At 72.9% G+C, this 20,308-nt stretch carries 20 protein-coding genes; 2 read left to right on the top strand and 18 right to left on the bottom strand.

The features are described from left to right. Positions 1 to 41: 41 nt before the first annotated feature. The 6 genes from MILUP08_RS13260 to pyrR are packed head-to-tail and all read right to left on the bottom strand — an operon-like array spanning position 42 to position 8,408. Entirely contained in the window at positions 42 to 1,100 is a 1,059-nt protein-coding gene (locus tag MILUP08_RS13260; protein WP_007458355.1) for a quinone-dependent dihydroorotate dehydrogenase, read from the bottom strand. Continuing rightward, positions 1,097 to 4,444, bottom strand: coding sequence for a carbamoyl-phosphate synthase large subunit (carB, locus tag MILUP08_RS13255; RefSeq protein WP_007458354.1), 3,348 nt, complete (start codon positions 4,442 to 4,444; stop codon positions 1,097 to 1,099). The genes MILUP08_RS13260 and carB overlap by 4 nt, the downstream gene beginning before the upstream one ends. Further along, the gene (gene carA / locus MILUP08_RS13250; RefSeq protein ID WP_007458353.1) at positions 4,437 to 5,630 is read right to left on the bottom strand and encodes a glutamine-hydrolyzing carbamoyl-phosphate synthase small subunit; all 1,194 of its coding nucleotides are present in this window, start codon (positions 5,628 to 5,630) and stop codon (positions 4,437 to 4,439) included. Before carA ends, carB begins: the two co-directional genes overlap by 8 nt. Next, a complete protein-coding gene (locus tag MILUP08_RS13245) occupies positions 5,627 to 6,904 on the bottom strand; it encodes a dihydroorotase (protein ID WP_007458352.1) in 1,278 nt (425 codons plus the stop codon). Before MILUP08_RS13245 ends, carA begins: the two co-directional genes overlap by 4 nt. Beyond that, complete coding sequence (locus MILUP08_RS13240) at positions 6,901 to 7,827, bottom strand: aspartate carbamoyltransferase catalytic subunit (RefSeq protein WP_007458351.1); 927 nt, start codon at positions 7,825 to 7,827, stop codon at positions 6,901 to 6,903. The genes MILUP08_RS13245 and MILUP08_RS13240 overlap by 4 nt, the downstream gene beginning before the upstream one ends. Then, positions 7,824 to 8,408: a bifunctional pyr operon transcriptional regulator/uracil phosphoribosyltransferase PyrR gene (gene pyrR / locus MILUP08_RS13235; RefSeq protein ID WP_007458350.1), complete on the bottom strand. Its 585-nt coding sequence runs from the start codon at positions 8,406 to 8,408 to the stop codon at positions 7,824 to 7,826. The genes MILUP08_RS13240 and pyrR overlap by 4 nt, the downstream gene beginning before the upstream one ends. A gap of 289 nt (positions 8,409 to 8,697) precedes the next feature. On the opposite strand from pyrR, the gene bldD reads away from it, so the two are divergent. Then, entirely contained in the window at positions 8,698 to 9,186 is a 489-nt protein-coding gene (gene bldD, locus MILUP08_RS13230) for a transcriptional regulator BldD (RefSeq protein ID WP_007458348.1), read from the top strand. 74 nt (positions 9,187 to 9,260) lie between these two features. Here the strand turns inward: bldD and nusB are convergent, their stop codons facing one another. The 5 genes from nusB to MILUP08_RS13205 all read right to left on the bottom strand — a co-directional run bounded on the left by nusB (position 9,261) and on the right by MILUP08_RS13205 (position 13,210). Beyond that, positions 9,261 to 9,671 carry a transcription antitermination factor NusB gene (gene nusB, locus MILUP08_RS13225; RefSeq protein ID WP_193376622.1) on the bottom strand — a complete coding sequence of 137 codons (411 nt, stop codon included), beginning with the start codon at positions 9,669 to 9,671 and terminating at the stop codon, positions 9,261 to 9,263. A gap of 23 nt (positions 9,672 to 9,694) precedes the next feature. Beyond that, positions 9,695 to 10,252, bottom strand: a complete 558-nt coding sequence (gene efp, locus MILUP08_RS13220) for an elongation factor P (protein WP_007458344.1) — start codon at positions 10,250 to 10,252, stop codon at positions 9,695 to 9,697. Between the two features lie 441 nt (positions 10,253 to 10,693). Further along, positions 10,694 to 11,125: a type II 3-dehydroquinate dehydratase gene (gene aroQ / locus MILUP08_RS13215; RefSeq protein ID WP_007458342.1), complete on the bottom strand. Its 432-nt coding sequence runs from the start codon at positions 11,123 to 11,125 to the stop codon at positions 10,694 to 10,696. After that, positions 11,122 to 12,201: a 3-dehydroquinate synthase gene (gene aroB, locus MILUP08_RS13210; RefSeq protein ID WP_039905921.1), complete on the bottom strand. Its 1,080-nt coding sequence runs from the start codon at positions 12,199 to 12,201 to the stop codon at positions 11,122 to 11,124. The genes aroQ and aroB overlap by 4 nt, the downstream gene beginning before the upstream one ends. A 10-nt stretch (positions 12,202 to 12,211) precedes the next feature. Then, positions 12,212 to 13,210 carry a helix-turn-helix transcriptional regulator gene (locus tag MILUP08_RS13205; RefSeq protein ID WP_007458338.1) on the bottom strand — a complete coding sequence of 333 codons (999 nt, stop codon included), beginning with the start codon at positions 13,208 to 13,210 and terminating at the stop codon, positions 12,212 to 12,214. Positions 13,211 to 13,289: 79 nt separating this feature from the next. On the opposite strand from MILUP08_RS13205, the gene MILUP08_RS13200 reads away from it, so the two are divergent. After that, positions 13,290 to 14,018 (top strand): alpha/beta fold hydrolase, encoded by a 729-nt coding sequence (locus MILUP08_RS13200; RefSeq protein WP_007458337.1) that lies wholly within the window; start codon positions 13,290 to 13,292, stop codon positions 14,016 to 14,018. Positions 14,019 to 14,076: 58 nt separating this feature from the next. Here the strand turns inward: MILUP08_RS13200 and MILUP08_RS13195 are convergent, their stop codons facing one another. The 7 genes from MILUP08_RS13195 to MILUP08_RS13165 form a co-directional block, all read right to left on the bottom strand. After that, positions 14,077 to 14,580 carry a shikimate kinase gene (locus MILUP08_RS13195; protein WP_007458336.1) on the bottom strand — a complete coding sequence of 168 codons (504 nt, stop codon included), beginning with the start codon at positions 14,578 to 14,580 and terminating at the stop codon, positions 14,077 to 14,079. Next, positions 14,580 to 15,758, bottom strand: a complete 1,179-nt coding sequence (aroC, locus tag MILUP08_RS13190) for a chorismate synthase (protein WP_007458335.1) — start codon at positions 15,756 to 15,758, stop codon at positions 14,580 to 14,582. Before aroC ends, MILUP08_RS13195 begins: the two co-directional genes overlap by 1 nt. Positions 15,759 to 15,873: 115 nt before the next feature. Next, positions 15,874 to 16,794 carry a glycosyltransferase family 2 protein gene (locus MILUP08_RS13185; protein ID WP_007458334.1) on the bottom strand — a complete coding sequence of 307 codons (921 nt, stop codon included), beginning with the start codon at positions 16,792 to 16,794 and terminating at the stop codon, positions 15,874 to 15,876. Further along, positions 16,791 to 17,453, bottom strand: coding sequence for a glycosyltransferase (locus tag MILUP08_RS13180; protein WP_007458333.1), 663 nt, complete (start codon positions 17,451 to 17,453; stop codon positions 16,791 to 16,793). Before MILUP08_RS13180 ends, MILUP08_RS13185 begins: the two co-directional genes overlap by 4 nt. Beyond that, positions 17,450 to 17,926, bottom strand: coding sequence for a glycosyltransferase family 28 protein (locus MILUP08_RS13175; RefSeq protein WP_007458332.1), 477 nt, complete (start codon positions 17,924 to 17,926; stop codon positions 17,450 to 17,452). The genes MILUP08_RS13180 and MILUP08_RS13175 overlap by 4 nt, the downstream gene beginning before the upstream one ends. A gap of 215 nt (positions 17,927 to 18,141) precedes the next feature. Next, the gene (locus tag MILUP08_RS13170; RefSeq protein WP_007458331.1) at positions 18,142 to 19,404 is read right to left on the bottom strand and encodes a hypothetical protein; all 1,263 of its coding nucleotides are present in this window, start codon (positions 19,402 to 19,404) and stop codon (positions 18,142 to 18,144) included. Continuing rightward, positions 19,401 to 20,303, bottom strand: a complete 903-nt coding sequence (locus tag MILUP08_RS13165) for a sulfotransferase domain-containing protein (protein ID WP_039907890.1) — start codon at positions 20,301 to 20,303, stop codon at positions 19,401 to 19,403. The genes MILUP08_RS13170 and MILUP08_RS13165 overlap by 4 nt, the downstream gene beginning before the upstream one ends. Positions 20,304 to 20,308: the final 5 nt, after the last annotated feature.

The raw sequence follows: 20,308 nt of genomic DNA, 5'->3' as shown, positions 1-20,308 counted from the left end.
GGCCCGGCGTTCGGGGCGGGCCAGCACCGGGCCGGGGCCGGTCACCGTCCGGCGACCGGGTCCGGCGCCACCGCTGTGGCCGCCACGCGGGCGGCGGCCCGGGCGGAGGCGCGGACCAGGGCCGGGCCCCGGTAGATGAAGCCGGTGTAGAGCTGCACCAGGGCGGCGCCGGCGTCGACCATCCGCGCCGCGTCGTCCGGGTCCAGCACCCCGCCGACCCCGATGATCGGCAGGCGGCCACCGGTCTCGGAGTGCACGAAGGCGACCACGTCCCGGGCACGGCCGGTCAGGGGCCGGCCGGACAGTCCACCGGTCTCGGCACCGCGTGCCGAGTCGGCCGGGGCCAGCCCGTCCCGGGACAGCGTGGTGTTGGTGGCGATCACGCCGGCGGCGCCCCGGGCCAGGCACACCTCCAGCAGTTCGGCGATCGCCGCCTCGGTGAGATCAGGTGCGATCTTGACCAGGATCGGTTTCTCCCCCACCAGCGCGGACAGCAGGGCGTCCAGGTGCGCGCGGTCCTGCAACGACCGCAGGCCCGGGGTGTTCGGCGAGGACACGTTGACCGCGAAGTAGTCGCCGTGCCCTTGCAGCGCGCGGTACGAGGTGAGGTAGTCCCCGACGGCGTCCTCGAGCGGCGTCACCTTGGACTTGCCCAGCGAGATGCCCAGCGGCACCCCGATGGGGCGCGGCAGCGCGTCCAGCCGGGCCGCCAGCGCGGCGGCACCGGCGTTGTTGAAGCCCATCCGGTTGACAACGGCCTCGCTGCCGGGCAGCCGGAACAGCCGTGGCCGGGGGTTGCCCGGCTGGGCGTGCGCCGTCACCGTGCCGACCTCGACGAAGCCGAAGCCGAGCGCCGGCCAGGCAGCCAGCGCGGCGCCGTCCTTGTCCATGCCGGCGGCCAGTCCGACCGGGTTGGGAAACCGCACGCCGAACACCGTGCGCGGCGCCTGGACGGCGTAGCGGGCCCGCAGGGCGGCGAGGGCCACCGGACGCCGGGACAGCGCGGTCAACCGCCGCAGTGTCCACTCGTGCGCCGCCTCGGCGTCCCCGCCGCCGAGGCGGAACAACTGGGGCCGTACGACCCGCTCGAACACTGTCACTGGGCCGCCCGCAGCATGGCGTGCAGGTCCTGCAGGGGGCGGACCTGCATGTCGCCCCGGATGCGCGCCTCGATGCCCATGACCGCCGCCGCTGCTCCGGGGACGGTGGTGATGCACGGGATGTCGGCGGTGACGGCGGCGCTGCGGATCTCGTAGCCGTCCGAGCGGGCACTGGCGCCCGAGCCCTGCGGCGTGTTGATCACCAGAGCCACGTCGCCACCCAGGATCAGCGACACCGCGTCGTCACCCTCGCCGCTCTGGTAGTGCTTGCGGATCTGCTCGCAGGCGATGCCGTGCCGGCGCAGCACCTCGGCGGTGCCGGTGGTCGCCACGATCTCGAAGCCCAGGTCGGCCAGCCGCTTGATCGGGAAGATCATGCCGCGCTTGTCCCGGTTGGCCACCGACACGAAGATCTTCCCGGCGGTCGGCAACGACCCGTACGCGGCGGACTGGCTCTTGGCGAAGGCGTGCCCGAAGTTGGTGTCGATGCCCATCACCTCGCCCGTCGACTTCATCTCCGGGCCGAGCAGCGAGTCGATCCCCTTGCCCGCCCGGGTGCGGAAGCGCTTGAACGGCAGCACCGCCTCCTTGACCGCGATCGGCGCGTCGGCGGGCATCGTGCCCCCGTCCCCCGTGGCCGGGAGCAGGCCCTCGGCGCGCAGCTCGGCGATTGTCGCCCCGAGCGCGATCCGGGCCGCCGCCTTGGCCAGCGGAACGGCCGTCGCCTTCGAGACGAACGGAACGGTCCGCGACGCACGCGGGTTGGCCTCCAGGACGTACAGCACGTCGTCCTTGAGGGCGTACTGCACGTTGAGCAGACCACGGACGCCGACGCCACGCGCGATGGCCTCGGTGTAGCGGCGGACCTCGGCCAGGTGCGACCCCGCGAGGGTGATCGGCGGCAGCGCGCAGGACGAGTCGCCGGAGTGGATGCCGGCCTCCTCGATGTGCTCCATCACGCCACCGACGTAGACCGCGCCGTCGGCGTCGCACAGGGCGTCCACGTCGATCTCGATGGCGTCGTCGAGGAACCGGTCCACCAGCACCGGGTGGTCGCCGGAGATGTCGGTGGCCCGACCGATGTAGTCGCGCAGCGTCGGGTCGTCGTAGACGATCTCCATGCCCCGCCCGCCCAGCACGTACGACGGCCGGACCAGCACCGGGTAGCCGATCTCGTCGGCGATCGCCTTGGCCTCGTCGTAGGACGTGGCCATGCCGTGCGCCGGCGCGCGCAGCCCGGCACGGGCCAGCACCGCGCCGAACGCGCCCCGCTCCTCGGCCAGGTGGATCGACTCCGGAGAGGTGCCGACGATCGGCACACCGGCGTTCTTGAGCCGCTGCGCCAACCCCAGCGGCGTCTGCCCGCCGAGCTGCACGACCACCCCGACCACGCCCGGCCCGCCGGCCGCCCGGCCGGAGGAGTCCTCCGCGTGCCAGACCTCAAGCACGTCCTCGAAGGTCAGCGGCTCGAAGTAGAGCCGGTCGGCGGTGTCGTAGTCGGTGGAGACCGTCTCCGGGTTGCAGTTGACCATGACGGTCTCGTAACCGGCCGACCGCAACGCCTGCACCGCGTGCACGCACGAGTAGTCGAACTCGATGCCCTGCCCGATCCGGTTCGGGCCGGAGCCCAGGATCAGCACCTTCGGCCGGTCCGACGGCGCGACCTCGGTCTCCAGGTCGTACGTCGAGTAGTGGTACGGCGTGGTGGCCTCGAACTCGGCCGCGCAGGTGTCCACGGTCTTGTAGACCGGACGCACGTCGAGGCGGTGCCGCAGGGTCCGTACGCCGTCCTCGGCGGCCAGCTCCGGGCGCAGCGCGGCGAGCTGCCGGTCGGACAGGCCGGCCCGCTTGGCGCGACGCAGCAGCTCGGCGTCGAGCACCGGCGCGTCGACGATCTCGGCGCGCAGCTCGATCAGCCCGGCGATCTGGTCCAGGAACCACCTGTCGATCCCACCGGACGCCTCGTTGACCTCGGCGATCGACGCGCCGAGGCGCAGCGCCCGCTCGACGGTGTAGAGCCGGCCGTCGTGCGGGATGCGCAGCGCGGCGAGGGTGTCGGCCAGGGTGACACCAGCCGGGTCGGGCTGCGTCCAGAAGCCCGCCGCCTTGGTTTCCATCGAGCGCATCGCCTTGTTCAGCGCCTCGGTGAAGTTGCGCCCGAGGCTCATCGCCTCGCCCACCGACTTCATCGTGGTGGTCAGCTCCGGGTCCGCGCCGGGGAACTTCTCGAACGCGAACCGGGGGATCTTCACCACGACGTAGTCGAGGGACGGCTCGAACGCCGCCGGGGTCTTCAGCGTGATGTCGTTGGGGATCTCGTCGAGGGTGTAGCCGATGGCCAGCTTCGCGGCGATCTTCGCGATCGGGAAGCCGGTCGCCTTGGAGGCCAGCGCCGAGGAGCGCGACACCCGCGGGTTCATCTCGATCACGACGATCCGGCCGTCGACCGGGTTGACCGCGAACTGGATGTTGCAGCCGCCGGTGTCCACGCCGACCTCGCGCAGCACCGCGATGCCCAGGTCGCGCAGGCGCTGGTACTCCCGGTCGGTGAGCGTCATCGCCGGCGCCACGGTGACGCTGTCGCCGGTGTGCACGCCCATCGGGTCGAGGTTCTCGATCGAGCAGACGACCACCACGTTGTCGTGCCGGTCGCGCATCAGCTCGAGCTCGTACTCCTTCCAGCCGAGCACGCTCTCCTCGATGAGCACCTCGTGCACCGGACTGGCGGTCAGGCCGTCGCCGGCGATGCGGGCCAGGTCCTCCGGGGTGTGCGCCATTCCGGAGCCCAGGCCACCCATGGTGAACGACGGCCGGATCACCACCGGCAGGCCCAGGTCGGCGACTGTCGCCTCGACCTCGTCCATCGAGTGGCACACGCGGGACCGGGGCACCAGCCCGGCCGGGTCGTCGACGCCGAGGCGTACGCCGGCCTTCGCCACGATCTCCTTGAACAGCTGGCGGTCCTCGCCCCGGTTGATGGCGTCGATGTTCGCGCCGATCAACTCCACGTTGTACTTCTCCAGGACGCCGGCCTCGTGCAGCGCGACCGCGGTGTTCAGGGCGGTCTGCCCGCCCAGGGTCGCCAGGATCGCGTCCGGACGCTCCTTGGCGATGACCAGCTCCACGAACTCCGGGGTGATCGGCTCGACGTACGTGGCGTCGGCGAACTCCGGGTCCGTCATGATCGTGGCGGGGTTGGAGTTGACCAGGCTGACCCGGATGCCCTCGCTGCGCAGCACCCGGCACGCCTGGGTGCCGGAGTAGTCGAACTCGCAGGCCTGCCCGATGACGATCGGCCCGGAGCCGATCACGAGGATGTGCTTGAGATCGGTCCGCTTAGGCATTGCTGCGCCCCCCGCTGTGGTTCCGGCCCTCACTGGGCCGCCGGTCGAGGGCACGGCCCTCGATCAAGTCGGCGAATCGGTCGAAGAGGTAGTCCGCGTCGTGCGGGCCGGCCGCCGCCTCCGGGTGGTACTGGACGGTGAAGGCGGGGACGTCCACGGCCCGCAGCCCCTCGACGACGTTGTCGTTGAGGCAGACGTGCGACACCCGCACGCCGCCGAAGTCGGTGTCGATCACCTGGTCGGGAACCACCGCGCCGGCGCCCGCGCCCGGCACCTTCACGGCGAAGCCGTGGTTGTGGCTTGTCACCTCGACCTTGCCGGTGGCCCGGTCGAGCACCGGCTGGTTGATGCCCCGGTGGCCGTAGCCCAGCTTGTAGGTGCCGAAGCCGAGCGCCCGGCCGAGGATCTGGCTGCCGAAGCAGATGCCGAACAGCGGCACCTCCCGCCGCAGCGCCTCCCGGGCCAGCGCCACCGGGCCGTCGGCCGTGGCCGGGTCGCCGGGGCCGGGCGACAGGAAGACCGCGTCGGCGCCGGTGGCCAGCAGGTCCTCGATGCTCGACGAGGCCGGCAGCACGTGGGTGGTCACCCCGCGCGTGGCCAGCCGGCGCGGCACGTTGCGCTTGATGCCCAGGTCCAGAGCCGCCACGGTGAACCGGTGCTCGCCCAGCGCCTCGACGACGTACGGCTCGGGGGTGCTCACCTCGGCGGACAGGTCCGCGCCGACCATCTGCGGTGACTGTCGGACCCGGGCCAGCAGGCTCTGCGGGTCCTTCTCGACGCTGGAGATGCCCACCCGCATCGCGCCCCGCTCGCGCAGGTGCCGGGTCAACGCCCGGGTGTCCACGCCGCTGATGCCCACCACACCCTCGGTGGCGAGGCGGTCCTCCAGGCTGCCGGTGGCCCGCCAGTTGGAGCCGATGCGGGCCGGGTCGCGGACGACGTAGCCGGCCACCCAGATCCGGCCGGACTCGTCGTCCTCGCCGTTGACGCCGGTGTTGCCGATGTGCGGGGCGGTCTGCACCACCACCTGCCGGTGGTACGACGGGTCGGTGAGCGTCTCCTGGTAACCGGTCATGCCGGTGTTGAAGACCGCCTCGCCGAAGGTCTCACCGACGCTGCCGTACGCCTCGCCGGGGAACGTGCGCCCGTCCTCGAGGACGAGGATCGCGGAACGTCTACGGGTCACTTGACTGCCTTTCCGTCCAGGACCGTCGGCTCGCCGCGCAGGAAGGTCGCCACGATGCGACCCGGCAGCGTCATGCGGGCGTACGGGGTGTTGCGACTGCGACTGGCCAGCTCCGCCGGCTCGATGGTGCGGCGGGCGGCGGGGTCGATCACTGTCAGGTTGGCCGGCACGCCGGGCGCCGGGTCGACACCGTGCCCGGTCAGCCCCGCGATCCGGGCGGGGGTACGCGACATCCGCTCGGCGATCAGGTCCCACTCCGGGCCGAGCACGTCGAGCGCGATGGACAGGGCCGTCTCCAGGCCGAGCATCCCCGGCCGGGCGTACGCCCACTCGCACTCCTTGTCCTCCACGGCGTGCGGGGCGTGGTCGGTGGCGATGACGTCGATGACGCCGTCCGCGAGCGCGGACCGCAGGGCGGCGATGTCGTCGGCCGTCCGCAGCGGCGGGTTGACCTTGAAGACGGGGTCGTAGGTCTCCGCCCGCTCGTCGGTGAGCAGCAGGTGGTGCGGGGTCACCTCGGCGGTGACGCGTACCCCCCGGGCCTTGGCCTGGCGCAGCACCTCGACGCTGCCGGCGGTGGAGACGTGGCAGACGTGCAGGCGGCTGCCCACGTGCTCGGCGAGCAGCACGTCCCGGGCGATGATCGCCTCCTCGGCGACCGCCGGCCAGCCGATCAGACCGAGCCGGGTGGAGACCTCACCCTCGTGCATCTGGGCGCCCTCGGTCAGGCGGGGCTCCTCGGCGTGCTGGGCGATGATCCCGTCGAACGCCTTGACGTACTCCAGGGCCCGGCGCATCAGCAGCGGGTCGGCGACGCAGTGCCCGTCGTCGGAGAAGATCCGCACCCGGGCCGCGGAGTCGGCCATCGCGCCCAGCTCGGCCAGGCGCTCGCCGGCCAGCCCGACGGTGACCGCGCCGACCGGCTGCACGTCGACGAGCCCGGCCTCCCGGCCGAGCCGCCAGACCTGCTCGACGACGCCTGCGGTGTCCGCGACCGGCGAGGTGTTCGCCATCGCGCAGACAGCGGTGTAGCCGCCCAGCGCCGCCGCCCGGGACCCGGACTCGACGGTCTCGGCGTCCTCCCGGCCGGGTTCGCGCAGGTGGGTGTGCAGGTCGACCAGGCCCGGCAGGGCGACCAGCCCGGTGCCGTCGACCACCACGGCGTCCGGCGCGGACAGCCCGGGACCGACCTCGGCGACGACGCCGTCGCGGATCAGCAGGTCGGTCGGCGCGGCGCCGACGATGCTCACGCTGGTGATGAGGTACGCGGTCACCGGTTGTTCCCTCCGAGCAGCAGGTAAAGAACAGCCATCCGCACGGAGACCCCGTTGGTGACCTGTTCGACGATTGTGGAGCGGGGTGAGTCGGCGACCTCGGGGGTGATCTCCATCCCCCGGTTCATCGGGCCCGGGTGCATGACGATCGCGTGCTCGGGCAGGCGGCGCATCCGCGGACCGTCCAGCCCGTAGCGGCGGGAGTACTCGCGCGCGGAGGGGAAGTAGGAGTCCTTCATCCGCTCCCGCTGCACCCGCAGCATCATCACCACGTCGACGTCGGGCAGCACCGCGTCGAGGTCGTAGGACACGTCGGTGCCCGGCGCGAGGGCGCCGGCGATGTCGACGGGGATGAGGGTGGGCGGGCCGACCAGGGTGACCTTCGCGCCGAGGGTGGACAGCAGCAGGACGTTGGAGCGGGCCACCCGGGAGTGCAGCACGTCCCCGACCACCGCGACCGACAGGCCGGCCAGCCGGCCCAGCCGGGCCCGCATGGTGTACGCGTCGAGCAGCGCCTGGGTGGGGTGCTCGTGGGTGCCGTCGCCGGCGTTGACCACCGACCCGTCCACCCAGTTGGCGAGCCGGTGCGGGGCGCCGGAGGCGGGGTGCCGCACGACCACCGCGTCGGCGCCCATGGCCTGCAGGGTCAGCGCGGTGTCCTTCAGGCTCTCGCCCTTGGCGACGCTGGAGCCCTTCGCGGAAAAGTTGATCACGTCGGCGCTGAGCCGTTTCGCCGCCGCCTCGAACGAGATCCGGGTGCGGGTGGAGTCCTCGTAGAAGAGGTTCACCACCGTCCGGCCGCGCAGCGCGGGCAGCTTCTTGATCTCGCGGCCGGCGACCGTGGCCATCTCGGCCGCCGTGTCCAGGATCTCGGTGGCGGTGTCGGCGTCCAGGTCCGCGCCGGAGAGCAGGTGCCTGATCATGAGGTGGTTCCCCCGTACAACTTGACCTCGTCGGCGCCGTCGGTCTCGGCGAGCGTCACCTTGACGCTCTCGGCGAGCGCCGTCGGGATGTTCTTGCCGACGTAGTCGGCGCGGATCGGCAACTCGCGGTGGCCGCGGTCGACGAGGACGGCGAGCTGCACCGACGCCGGGCGGCCCACGTCGTTGAGCGCGTCGAGCGCGGCCCGGACGGTGCGGCCGGAGAAAAGCACGTCGTCGACGAGGATCACCCGCTTGCCGTCGATGCCGCCGCTGGGCACCTGGGTCGGGCCGATCGCGCGGGTGGCGTGCCGGCGCAGGTCGTCGCGGTAGAGCGTGATGTCGAGCACACCGACCGGGACGACCACGTCCTCGAAGGTGCTGATCCGGGAGGCGAGCCGCCGCGCGAGGGGCGCGCCCCGGGTGGGAATCCCAAGGAGCACGGTGTCGGCGGCGCCCTGGGTCTTCTCCAGGATCTGGTGGGCGATGCGGTCGACCACACGCTGCACGTCGGCGCTGGCGAGGATCACCTTCACCGAGGGTTGTCGCGGTGGTGACGAACGGGCAGCCGGTGGGTACGCCACGGCGGACCTCCTTCCCCGCCTCACGGGACGGGTCGTTAAAGGATGTCGGGCACCTCCGGCCGGCAAGCGTGAGCACGCCCGGCCGAGGCTTCACGCCACGTTACCAGTGGTCACCGGGCCGACGGACGGCGGCCGCTGACCACCGGATCAGGCCGACGAAATGGGGATAACTCCCTCGGTGCTCCCCAACGGTAAGGTCACGACCACTTGACCACGTGTCGCATTCCCCGTACCGTCACGCTCCGTAGCGATCGACGGGAGAACCCCGAGCAGCACTGGGAGTGTCCGAATGCCCTCTGAATACGCCAAATCTCTGGGCGCACGCCTGCGCTCCATCCGCCAGCAGCAGGGCCTCTCCCTGCAGGGTGTGGAGGAGAAGTCGAACGGGCGGTGGAAGGCCGTGGTGGTCGGCTCGTACGAGCGTGGCGACCGGGCCGTGACGGTGTCCCGTCTGGCCGAGCTGGCCGAGTTCTACCGTGTCCCCGTCTCGGAACTGCTGCCCGACGGCAGCGGAGTCCGGCACGAGCCCACCAGCAAGATCGTCCTGGACCTGGAGCGGCTCTACGACGAGGCCTCCGAGGACCTGGCCTACGTCGCCCGCTACGCCCGCGCCATCCAGCAGCAGCGCGGTGACTACAACGGCCGGGTGCTCTCCATCCGCGCCGACGACCTGCGGGCCCTCGCGATCGTCTACGACGCCTCACCGTCGGGTCTGATCGAGCGGCTCACCGAGCACGGCGTGCTGGTGGCCGACCCCCGGGCGTTCTTCGCCTCCTGAGCTGTCGCTTCACCGCGAGAAGGGCCCGTGCCGGACGGCACGGGCCCTTCTCGTCGTGCGGGTACGCGACGCGGTCAGCGGGTGGCGTACTCGGCGATGCGGCCGAGCACGCCGTTGAGGAACCGCGGCGAATCGTCGGTGGACATCTGCCGGGCCAGCTCGACGGCCTCGCTGATCGCCACCGCGTCGTCGATCTCGTCGACGTAGAGCAACTCGTAGACGGCGATCCGGGCCAGGTTGCGGTCGACCACCGGCATCCGTTCCAACGTCCAACCCTCGGCGTAGCTGGCGATCAGCTCGTCGATGCGGTTGAGGTGCTCGGCGACCCCCTCGATCAGGCCCACCGCGTAACCCAGGTGCTCCGGGCGGGGCTGTTCGATGCGCTGGAGGTAGCCGGCCAGGACCTCGACGGGCGGCCGATCCCGCAGGTCGGCCTCGTAGAGGACGTCCAGCGCCCGCTTGCGCGCCTTGCGGCGCGCCGGCATCTGCTGCTTGGGACCCTCAGCCATCAGGCGCGGCCGAGGTAACGGCCGTCGCGGGTGTCGACCTTGATCTTCTCACCGGTGGTGATGAACAGCGGAACCGGCACGGTGGCGCCGGTCTCCACGGTCGCCGGCTTGGTGCCGCCGGTCGAACGGTCGCCCTGCAGGCCGGGCTCGGTGTAGGTGACCTCCAGCACGACGCTTGTGGGCAGCTCGATGTAGAGCGGCACACCCTCGTGCTGGGCGACTGTCGCCTCCGCCTCGGGCAGCAGGTAGTTGGCTGCCTCGCCGACGGTGCCACCGGGCACGGTGATCTGGTCGAAGGTCTCCAGATCCATGAAGACGAAGTCCTCGCCGTCGGCGTACAAATACTGCATCGTGCGCTTGTCCACGGTCGCGGTCTCGACCTTGGTGCCCGCGTTGAAGGTCTTGTCGACCACCTTCCCGGACAGCACGTTCTTCAGCGTGGTGCGCACGAACGCACCACCCTTACCGGGCTTGACGTGCTGGAACTCGACGACGGCCCAGAGCTCGCCGTCCAGGTTGAGTACCAGGCCGTTTTTGAGGTCGTTGGTGGAGGCCATTTCCTGCCTTGATCATCAATTGGCGGACAGACCTGGCAAGTCTACAAGCTGCGCCGAGGCGCGTTACCCGCCGTGGTCGTCCGTCCGCGAGCACGGACGTCCGATGCCCACAAGCGGCTACGTTCCGTCATCGTCCAGGCGCCCCCGACCGCACGTCTCCGCCCCTTTGCTCTGCTTCAACGGACGCAACAGTCACGGTCCGTGCTCTACTCATGATCCGCCCGCACACCGACCCGCCGCACAGATCACCAGCTCACGCCCGGTGTTGCGTCGGTTGAAGCAGAGCAAAGGACGCGAACCAGCAGGGCGACCCGCTTGGGGCGGGAGGAAGGCGACAACCAACAGTGACGCCACCGCCGGCAGGCGATCTCACGGTGGGTGAAGACGGTGGGTGAAAATCGGGCGGGGGTGATCGGTCCGGCCGGGCGGGCCGCTGATCGATCAGGCCGGACGGGCGGCCAGGTGGTGCAGTGCCAGGCGATAGCCGTCGATGCCGAGTCCGCAGATCACCCCGGTCGCCACCGCGGAGACCACCGAGTGGTGCCGGAACTCCTCGCGGGCGTGGATGTTGGAGAGGTGCACCTCCACCAGCGGCCCGCGCAGCATGGCGCAGGCGTCGCGCACCGCGTACGAGTAGTGCGACCAGGCGGCCGGGTTGAGCACCACTGCGGCGCCCTCGTCGGCGGCGGCGTGCAGCCAGCCGAGCAGCTCGTGTTCGGCGTCGGTCTGCCGGACCGTCACGTCGAGCCCCAGCTCCCGGCCGGTGGCCTCGCAGAGCGTCACCAGGTCGGCGTAGCTGGTCGAGCCGTACACGGCGGGCTCCCGGGTGCCCAGCCGACCCAGGTTCGGCCCGTTCAACACGTACACCTTCACGGGGTGGCCACCTCGCGGTAGGCGGCTTCGAGCAGCGCGTCGTCCGGCCCCTCCAGCATCGCCGGGCGGGCCAGCCCGTCCAGCACCACGAACCGCAGCCGGCTGCCCCGGGCCTTCTTGTCCACCCGCATCACGGCCAGCAGTCGCGGCCAGGCCTCGGCGGGGTAGCTCACCGGCAGGCCGAGCGCGGCCAGGGTGCGCCGGTGCCGGTCGGCGGTCGGCCCGTCCAGCCGGCCGGCGAGCCGGGCCAGCGTGGCGGCGTACACCAGGCCCACGGCCACGGCGTGGCCGTGCCGCCAGCGGTATCCCTCGACCTGCTCGATCGCGTGGGCCAGGGTGTGGCCGTAGTTGAGCACCTCCCGCAGGCCCGACTCGCGCAGGTCGCCGCCGACCACGTCGGCCTTGACCCGGATGGCCCGCTCGATCAGCTCCCGGGTCACCGGCCCGCGCGGGTCGGTCGCCGCCGCCGGATCACGCTCGACGAGATCCAGGATCACCGGGTCGGCGATGAAGCCGCACTTGACCACCTCGGCGAGGCCGGCCGCCAGGTCGACGGCGGGCAGACTGTCCAGGGTGGCCAGATCGGCCAGCACGCCGACCGGCGGGTGGAACGCGCCGACCAGGTTCTTGCCGGCGGCGGTGTTGATCCCCGTCTTGCCGCCCACGGCGGCGTCCACCATGCCCAGCAGCGAGGTGGCCACCGGCACCCAGCGCACACCGCGCAGCCAGCAGGCCGCGACGAAGCCGGCCAGGTCGGTCACCGCGCCGCCGCCGACCCCGACCACCGCGTCGGTACGGGTGAAGCCGGCCGCGCCCAGCCGGTCCCAGCAGGCGGCAGCCACGTCGATCTGCTTGCCCGACTCCGCGTCGGGCACCTCGATCGGCATCGGCTCGACACCGGCCGCGCGTAGTCGTTCGCCGATCGCGTCGGCCAGGGCCTTGAGCGGGGGCGTGTGCAGCACCGCCGCCCGGGTCGCGCCGGGCAGCAGCCCGGGCAGCGCGTCCAGCAGGTCGCGCCCGACCAGCACGTCGTACGGCTGTTCGCCGCCGACCGGAATCCGGGTCACCTCGTCCATCGCCGGCAGCCTAGTCCAGCGGACGGCGTGGCGACGGCGTCTGTCCACCTGCTGGCCGGGCGGCCCACTCGGCCAGCAGGCGCGCGTGCTCGGCCACGGCGGCGCGCAACGCCTCCGGGTGGCGCACGGTGAACGCGCAGCCCAGCCCGGCGAGCAGCGCCGCCATCCCGGGCAGGCTCTCCGCCCGGGCCCGCAGCAGCACCCCGTCGCCGCTGGCGGTCAGCTCGGCCACGCTGGGCGGGATGCGCCGTCGGGCGGCGACCAGGTCGGTCTCCAGCAGCACCTCGACCTCGTGCCGGTAGGGCACGCCCGCCAGCGACCGGGTCAGCCATGCCACCGCGTCGAAGCCGTCCGGCACCGTGAACGTCGCCGCGCCGGGCGTCACGGCCCCGATCCGGTCCACTCGGAACGTGCGCACCTGCCCGCGCCGGTGGTCGTGGCCGGTGACGTACCAGCGGCCGGCGTGGAAGACCAGCCCGTACGGGTCGAGCTCACGATGCGACAGCTCACCACGCCAGGAGCGGTAGTCCAGGCTCACCCGCTGCCGGTGCCGGGCGGCCGCGGCCAGGGCCAGCAGGGTGCCCGACGCCGGTCGCGTCTGGTGCTCGGGCCGCCGCAGGGTGAAGCCGAGGTGGTCCTGCACGGCGGTCAGCCGGTCGGCGAGCGCCGCCGGGAGCACCCGCCGGATCTTCGCCAGCGCGGTCGCCGTGGCGGGCAGCTCGGTGGCCAGCCCGACCCGTTCGGCGACGACCAGACCGAGCAGCACGGCCACCGCCTCGTCGTCGGTGAGCATCAGCGGCGGCAGCTTGAAGCCGGGGTGCAGGCGGTAGCCGCCATGGCGGCCCCGGTCGGCGAGTACCGGGATACCCAGCTCGACCAGAGTGGCCGCGTAACGCCGCACGGTCCGCTCGTCCACACCGAGCCGGCCGGCCAGCTCGCCGGCAGTCGCCCGGTGCCGGGCCTGGAGCAGTTCGAGAAGGGCCAGCACCCGACCGGCGGGATGAGACACCTGCCACTCCTTCAAACCGGGCGGATCCTGTCCGGATTCGATCGTACGGTCGGTCGGTAGCCGAGAGAAGGAGCGACAGATGGCGACGTTCGTACTGGTACCCGGGTTCTGGTTGGGCGCCTGGGCGTGGCGGGAGGTGACCGGTCTGCTGCGCGCGCAGGGGCACGACGTCCACCCGATGACGCTGACCGGGGTTGCCGAACGCCACCACCTCGCCGGGCCGGAGGTGACCCTGCAGACGCACACCACCGACATCGTCCGGCTGATCGAGGTGGAGGATCTGCGCGACGTGCTGCTGGTCGGGCACTCCGGCGGCGGCATGCCGGTGGCCCAGGCGGCCGACCGCGTCCCGGACCGCATCGCCCGGGTGGTCTACGTGGAGAGCGGGCCGCTGCCGGACGGCACGGCGCAGTTCGACACGGTGCCGCCGGAGGAGCAGCAGCGGCAGCGCGCGGCGATCGGCGACGGGCACCTGCTGCCACCGCCGGCCTGGGACCCGACGGCCGACCCGACCAACCTGGCCGGCCTGGACGAGCCGACGCTGGCCCTCCTGCGCGAGCGCGCCACGCCGCAGCCCCTGCGCACGGCGACCGATCCGGTACGCCGCACGGGTGGCCGCCCGGTGCCGACCGCGCTTGTCGCGAGCACCTTCCCGCTGGCGGTGGTGCGACAGATGATCGACGAGGGGCACCCGTTCTTCACCGGCCTGGCCGACGGCCAGCTGCACGAGTTGCCCACCGGGCACTGGCCGATGCTCAGCGAGCCGAAGGCGCTGGCCGATGTCCTCGACCTGATCGCTCGCAGCTGAGCAGAGGCTCGCACCGGACGGCGAGAACGCATCGTGCGCCGCCTCGGCCGGGCGGGCGTCAGCGCGGAAGCAGGGCGGCGATCTCGGCGACGACCGCAGCCGGGGTCCGGCCGTCGGTGACCACCGTCTCGGTGGCGACCTCGGCGTAGAGCGGCCGGCGCTGGTCCATCAGGTGCTTGAGGGTGGCGCGCGGGTTGATCGCCAGCAGCGGTCGGCCCGCGCCGAGCCCGACCCGCTTCACCGCGTCGGGCAGCTCCACCGAGAGGTGCACGACCCGGTGCCCCACCAGGGCGGCCCGGGTCTCCTCGGCCAGCACGGCGCCGCCGCCGAGCGCGAGCACACCGGTGCCGGCGGCGAGCGCCGCCGCCACGGCGGCCCGCTCCAGGGCCCGGAAGTGCTCCTCACCCTCGTCGATGAAGATCTCCGGGATGGCCTTGCCGGCCAGCTGCTCGATGTCGGCGTCGGTGTCCCGGAACTCCACCCCGAGGGTGGCGGCGAGCGCCTGCCCCACTGTGGTCTTGCCGCAGCCGGGCACGCCGACCAGGACGACGACCGGCGCCATCAGCGGATGACCAGCGCGTCGAGGTAGCCGGCCAGGTTGCGGCGGATCTCGGCGACCGAGTCACCGCCGAACTTCTCGGTGGCCGCCTCCGCCAGCACGAGCGCCACCATCGCCTCGGCGACGACCGCGGCGGCGGGCACCGCGCAGACGTCGGAGCGCTGGTTGATGGCGGTCGCCGGCTCGCCCGTGACGACGTCCACGGTGGCCAGCGCCCGGTTGAGCGAGGAGATCGGCTTCATGGCGGCGCGCACCCGCAGCGGCTCGCCGGTGGTGATGCCGCCCTCCAGCCCGCCGGCCCGGTCGGTGACGCGGCGGACGCCGGTGGCCGACGGAATGATCTCGTCGTGCGCCTCGGAGCCGCGGGAGCGGGCCTGCTGCCACCCGTCGCCGATCTCCACCCCCTTGATCGCCTGGATCGACATCAGCGCCGTGGCCAGCCGGGCGTCGAGCTTGCGGTCCCACTGCACGTGGCTGCCCAGGCCCGGCGGCACCCCGTACGCCAGCACCTCCACCACGCCGCCGAGGGTGTCGGCGGCCTTCTTCGCGGCGTCGACCTCGGCGACCATCAGGGCGCTGGCCTCCGGGTCGAGGCAGCGCAGCGGGTCGGCGTCGATGCGGTCGGCGTCCTGCGGGGTCGGGCGCAGGCCGGGTTTCGCGGCCACCGGCCCCAGCTCGACGACGTGCGAGACGATCTCGATGCCCAGGGCCTGCCGGATCAGCGCCTTGGCGACGGTGCCGACGGCCACCCGGGCGGCGGTTTCCCGGGCGCTCGCGCGCTCCAGGATCGGCCGGGCGTCGTGGTGGCCGTACTTCTGCATGCCGGCCAGGTCGGCGTGGCCGGGCCGCGGGCGGGTCAGCGGGGCGTTGCGGGCCTGCCGGGCCAGCTCGTCGGGGTCGACGGGATCGGCGGCCATCACCGTGCGCCACTTGGGCCACTCGGAGTTGCCCACCCGGATCGCCACCGGGCTGCCCAGGGTCACGCCGTGTCGCAGCCCGCCGATCACCTCGATCTCGTCCTGCTCGAACGACATCCGGGCACCACGGCCATAGCCCAGCCGGCGGCGGGCCAGCTCGCCGGCGATCTCGGTGGTGCTCACCTCGATGCCGGCCGGCACCCCCTCCATCAACGCGACGAGGGCGGGACCGTGCGATTCACCTGCAGTCAGCCAGCGCAACACAGCGGTCAGTCTGTCACGGCGCGCGACGGGCGCGTCGCGCTGCCCGCCCCGTCCCGCCCTGCGGACGGCCGAAACCGTCCGCAGGGCGGCCGCGCGCGGCGCTCCGCGCGACGGATCAGATGCCCCGGCCGCGTTTGTGCAGGGTGCGCAGCACCGCGTCGGCCCGGACCACCCGACCGGCGACCGCGAGCGCCAGGTAGGCGCGCGGCTCGCGGGGATTGCTGCGCAGGGTGCGTCCCGCCCACCGCACCGCGCCCCGGCGATCACCGGAGGCGGCCTGGGCGAACGCGATCTGCCCGGCGACCCGGGCCGCGCCGGCCGGCTGGGTGGCGAACTCCGGGTAGCGCCGCAGCAGCCACTGCAGCGCCTCGGAGATGGTGTCCCAGCGCTGCGCGAAGTACGAGCGCTTGTGCCAGCGCACCAGCACCGACGGCGTCGGCAGGTTGATCAGCGGCGCGCTGCGGGCGGCCCGCAGCAGGAACTCGTAGTCCTCGGCGTAACTGCCCGGGATCTCCTCGTCGACCAGACCGAAGCCGTCGCGCAGCGCCGTCGCGCGGATCAGGAAGGTGGACGGGTGCAGCTCGGTCAACCGGTCCCGCAGGAGGTCGTCGAGGGTGATCCGGTCCTTGTCGAGCACCCGGTCGACGGTGTTTCCGTCGTAGCTGACGCGGATACCGCAGCAGACGAACTCGGCCGCCGGGTCGGCGGCCAGGGCGTCGACCTGGGCAGCCAGCTTGCCCGGCAGCCACTCGTCGTCGTCGTCGCAGAACGCGATCAGCTCGCCCTCGGCGGCGAGGGTGCCGCTGTTGCGCGCCCCGGCCAGCCCCGGCGCGCGCCCGTTGCCGATGACCCGCACCGCCCGGTCCGGCCCGGAAAGGCCGGTCAGCGACTCGTCGGGCGTGGACTGGTCGAACACGACGACGGCCTCGATGCTGCCCGGGTACTCCTGGGCGAGGATCGCCGCGAGGGCGGCGCGCAGCAGCTCGGGGCGGTCCCGGGTGGGCACCACGACGCTGACGCTCGGCGGTCGGGTCATCGGGTCTCCTCCGTGTCCTGGCCGGGTCGCGGCCAGGTCCGCCAGCGGGGTCGGCGCCGGGTCGACCGGGCCACCAGGTCATCCACGATCTGGCCGACGCGGGCGACGGCCGCGCGTCGGGCCTCGTGCGCGGCCGGGTCGGCGGTCACCGCGTACCGGGACGGGTCGGCCTGCCCGGCGGCCAGCGCGTCGTGCAGCGCCTCCCGGCTCTCGCAGAGCGCCACCAGCCCGGCCGCGCCGAGCCGGCGCGCGAAGAGCTGCTGGTGGTCGTCGACGTGTTCACCGTGCGCCGGGTCGCGGGGCACCACGATGGGCAGGTGCCCGTGCCGGCGGGCCTCCAGGATCGTCGCCGGGCCGCCGTGACACACCACCAGATCGGCGTCGGCCATCGCCTCCTGGAGGGCGTCGTGGCCGAGGAAGGGCACCGCGCCGGGCAGTGGCGGCGCCGTGGTGTGCCCGTGCTGCACGGTCAACCCGACCGGGCCGGCCTGCGCGTGCCACTGCGCCAGCCAGTCCACGAGCCGGTCGAAGGGGTGTTTGTCGGTGCCGACGGCGACGAGCAGCCGGGTGTGCCCGACGTCCGTGGTGTCGCGCTGGCGCGGCAGCCGGGACCCGTCGGCGGTGGTGTCGCGCCGCGCCGTGCCCGCCTCCCCGCTCACAGGAGGGTCCCGACGACTGTGGCCTCCGGGTACTGCCGGCGCTGCTCGTCCCACTGCACGAGCATCGCGGACAGGAACGGGCGGCACAGCCGGGCGGTGAGCGTCGCGGTGTCGATCCGGTCGTACACCTCGATGTAGACGGTCGGGATGCGACGCAGGCGGGCCAGCACCACGAACGGCACGGCCACGCCGGCGCCGGTGGTGACCACTGCGGCCACCCGCCGGACCCGCAGCACCCGCCAGGCCAGTCGCGCGTTGCGCAACAGGTTCGGCACGTTGCGGGTGGTCGGGTGGTGCGCGGGCACCAGGTCCTCACCGGCCAGCAGCGACACCGCCTCCGGGGTGTCGAAGGTGACCCAGCAGCGCCGCCACCGTTCGTACCAGGGCCGCAGGGCGAGTAGTTGGGCCAGGTGGCCGCCGCTGGATCCCACCAGCAGCAGCACCGGCGAATTGTCGTCGTTGTTCGTGTCCACGCGACTCCCCACAAGTTCGCTTGGAATTCCGATTCACGCCAGGCAGAAGCAGATCACAGGTTTCCCGGCCGTTGAATAGCGCAACCGGACGAGGCGACGATCTCCACTCGGCGTGGTCAGGCCCACTGTCGACCCCACGGCCTATTGATCGTCATCACGACCTGCCATTTTGTCGTCACTCTACGACGCGCACCCGGCGTCGTGCTGTCTCCGGTTCAGTCGCTATGTCGTTTCTCGATGACGTCCAACAGTGCGGGATGCAGCGCGCCGTTCCAGCCGGCGCCGGCGTCCGCCAGCCGCCACGTCCGCAGCCACATCTCCAGCAGGTACGCGTCGGCCACCAGCCGGCGCTGCGCCGGGCCCAGGCCGAGCCCCGCGCCGTGCCGGTCCATCTGCCCGTCCACCGCAGCGGCGGCCACCGCCGCCGGTTCGGCGCGCAGCACCAGCGAGCGCTGGAACGCGTCGTGTGCCAGGTCGAAGCCGACAGGCACGTCGGGGCCACTGTGCTCCCAGTCCCAGGCCACCAGCCGGCCGTCGTGCGTTCCCAGGTTCCACGGCACCCAGTCGCCGTGCCAGTGCCCGAACTCGACTGCCGTGTCACCGTGCCGGCGGGCCAGCGCGGCGACGGCGGCGACCGCCCGCGTCCCGGCCGGCTCGGCCTGGGCGGCCCGCTCGGCCTGGGCGGCCAGCCGGGTCAAAAACGTCGAGGAGGCCAGCGGTCGGGGCGTCCCGGCCGGCTCGCCCCGGCGGGCGACCGCGAGCAGCGCCGCGATCCGTGGCGGGTCGTCGGCCGGCACGCCGCGTACGTCCCGCGGCAGTGGTTCGATCACCGCGACCGCCTGGCCGGCCCACGCCGTCTCGGTCAGCAGCCCCGGCGGCGTCGGATGGTCGACGACGCCGGTCACCGCGCGCAACGCCCGCAGCGCGCTCGCCTCGGCGGTGACCAGCGCCCGGGTGGCGTCGTTCCAGCCGATCTTAGCGTAGCCGCGCGGACGACCGTCGACGGTGAACAGTTGCAGGGTGGGTTTGACGTTCGGGTCCGGCGGACGGACACCGCACGCGGCCAGCAGCGGCGTACCGCCCAGCGCGGCGGCGAGCCGCTCGGTCAGCAGCAGTTCGGCCACGGGCGCCCCCACCGGCACCGAGACGGTGAGCGTCGGAAACGGCGCCAGACCCGCCCCGCCCAGGCGGGCCAGCCCACCGAGCGCCGCCCGCAGCGCCCGCACCTTCGGCGGCCGCAACGCGTTGTACGCCAGCAACGACGCCGCCCCGGCCCGGGGCGCGCCCAGCGGCACGAGGAACCGGGCCCGGGTCACCGACGGCACCACCGCGTACCGGGCCACCGCCCGATGTCCGGCCGGCAGCGCGCCGCCGACCGTCAGACCGACCCGGTCGTCCGGGAACACCGCGCGGCTCACCCAGCCCAGCCCGTCCACCCGGGACCGGGGATCGGTGGCCGGGGTGACAGCTGTCGTCACGCCGCCCGGTCCGCCCAGTCGAGGTCCAACCCGAGCCGCTCGCGCAGCGCGTCGTTGTACGGGCGGTAGTAGTCGGTCAGCTCGGCGCGGACCGCCGGCTCCAGCGGGGCGGAGCGCCGGTCGTTGTAGACCTTGAAGTTCGGCAGGTCGTACGGGGGCAGCCCGAGGAAGTCGAGGGTGCGCTGGTAGGTGGCGCGGGAGTCGCGGTACAGGTCCTCGCTGGGCAGGAAGAGGATCTGCTCGGAGTCGAAGCGCTCCAGCCACGGCTCCAGGTGCTCCAGGTAGCGCCCCCGGGCCCGGTACGTGTACCAGTCGTACGCCTCGCTGAACGCCTCCGGCTCGGCGATCAGCCGCTCCCGCTCCCCCGCTGTGCGCTCCGGCTCGGCGGCCAGGGCGGCGGCGAAGTCCAGCGGCTCGATGCCGTGGGTGCGGCGCTCCTTCCAGTGCGAGTACGCCCGCTCGACCGGGTCGCGCAGCAGCACGATCAGCTTCACGGTCGGGATCAGCCCGGCGACCCGCTGCGCGGCGAGCGGGTGGAACATGTAGAGCGGTGCGGCCTCGCCGACCCGGACCGGCCCGCCGTGCCGCTTCGCGAGGGCCTCGCGCTGCCGCTCGGTCGGGAAGTGCGAGCGGTACCACGCCTCACCGCGACCCCAGTGCTCCTCGAAGTAGTGCGCCGACTTGGTGTTCCACGCGGGAAAGAGCCGGGGCACCAGGGGGTGCTGGATGAGGTAGTTCCACAGGGAGGTGGTGCCGCCCCGCTTGGTGCCGATGATCAGGAAGTCCGGCAGGGGTCGCCGGTCACTGGTGCGCACCCCGTAGTCGACCAGGGACTCTCGCACCCGGGTGGTCACCTGGGTCGGCACCAACTGCTTGACCCGGTCACGGATGGACGCCACGATGT

This window comes from Micromonospora lupini str. Lupac 08 (assembly GCF_000297395.2).
In the GTDB taxonomy this organism is placed as follows: domain Bacteria; phylum Actinomycetota; class Actinomycetes; order Mycobacteriales; family Micromonosporaceae; genus Micromonospora; species Micromonospora lupini.
The sequence above is the reverse complement of the archived record's forward strand: the minus strand, read 5'-3'. Positions and strand labels throughout refer to the sequence as shown.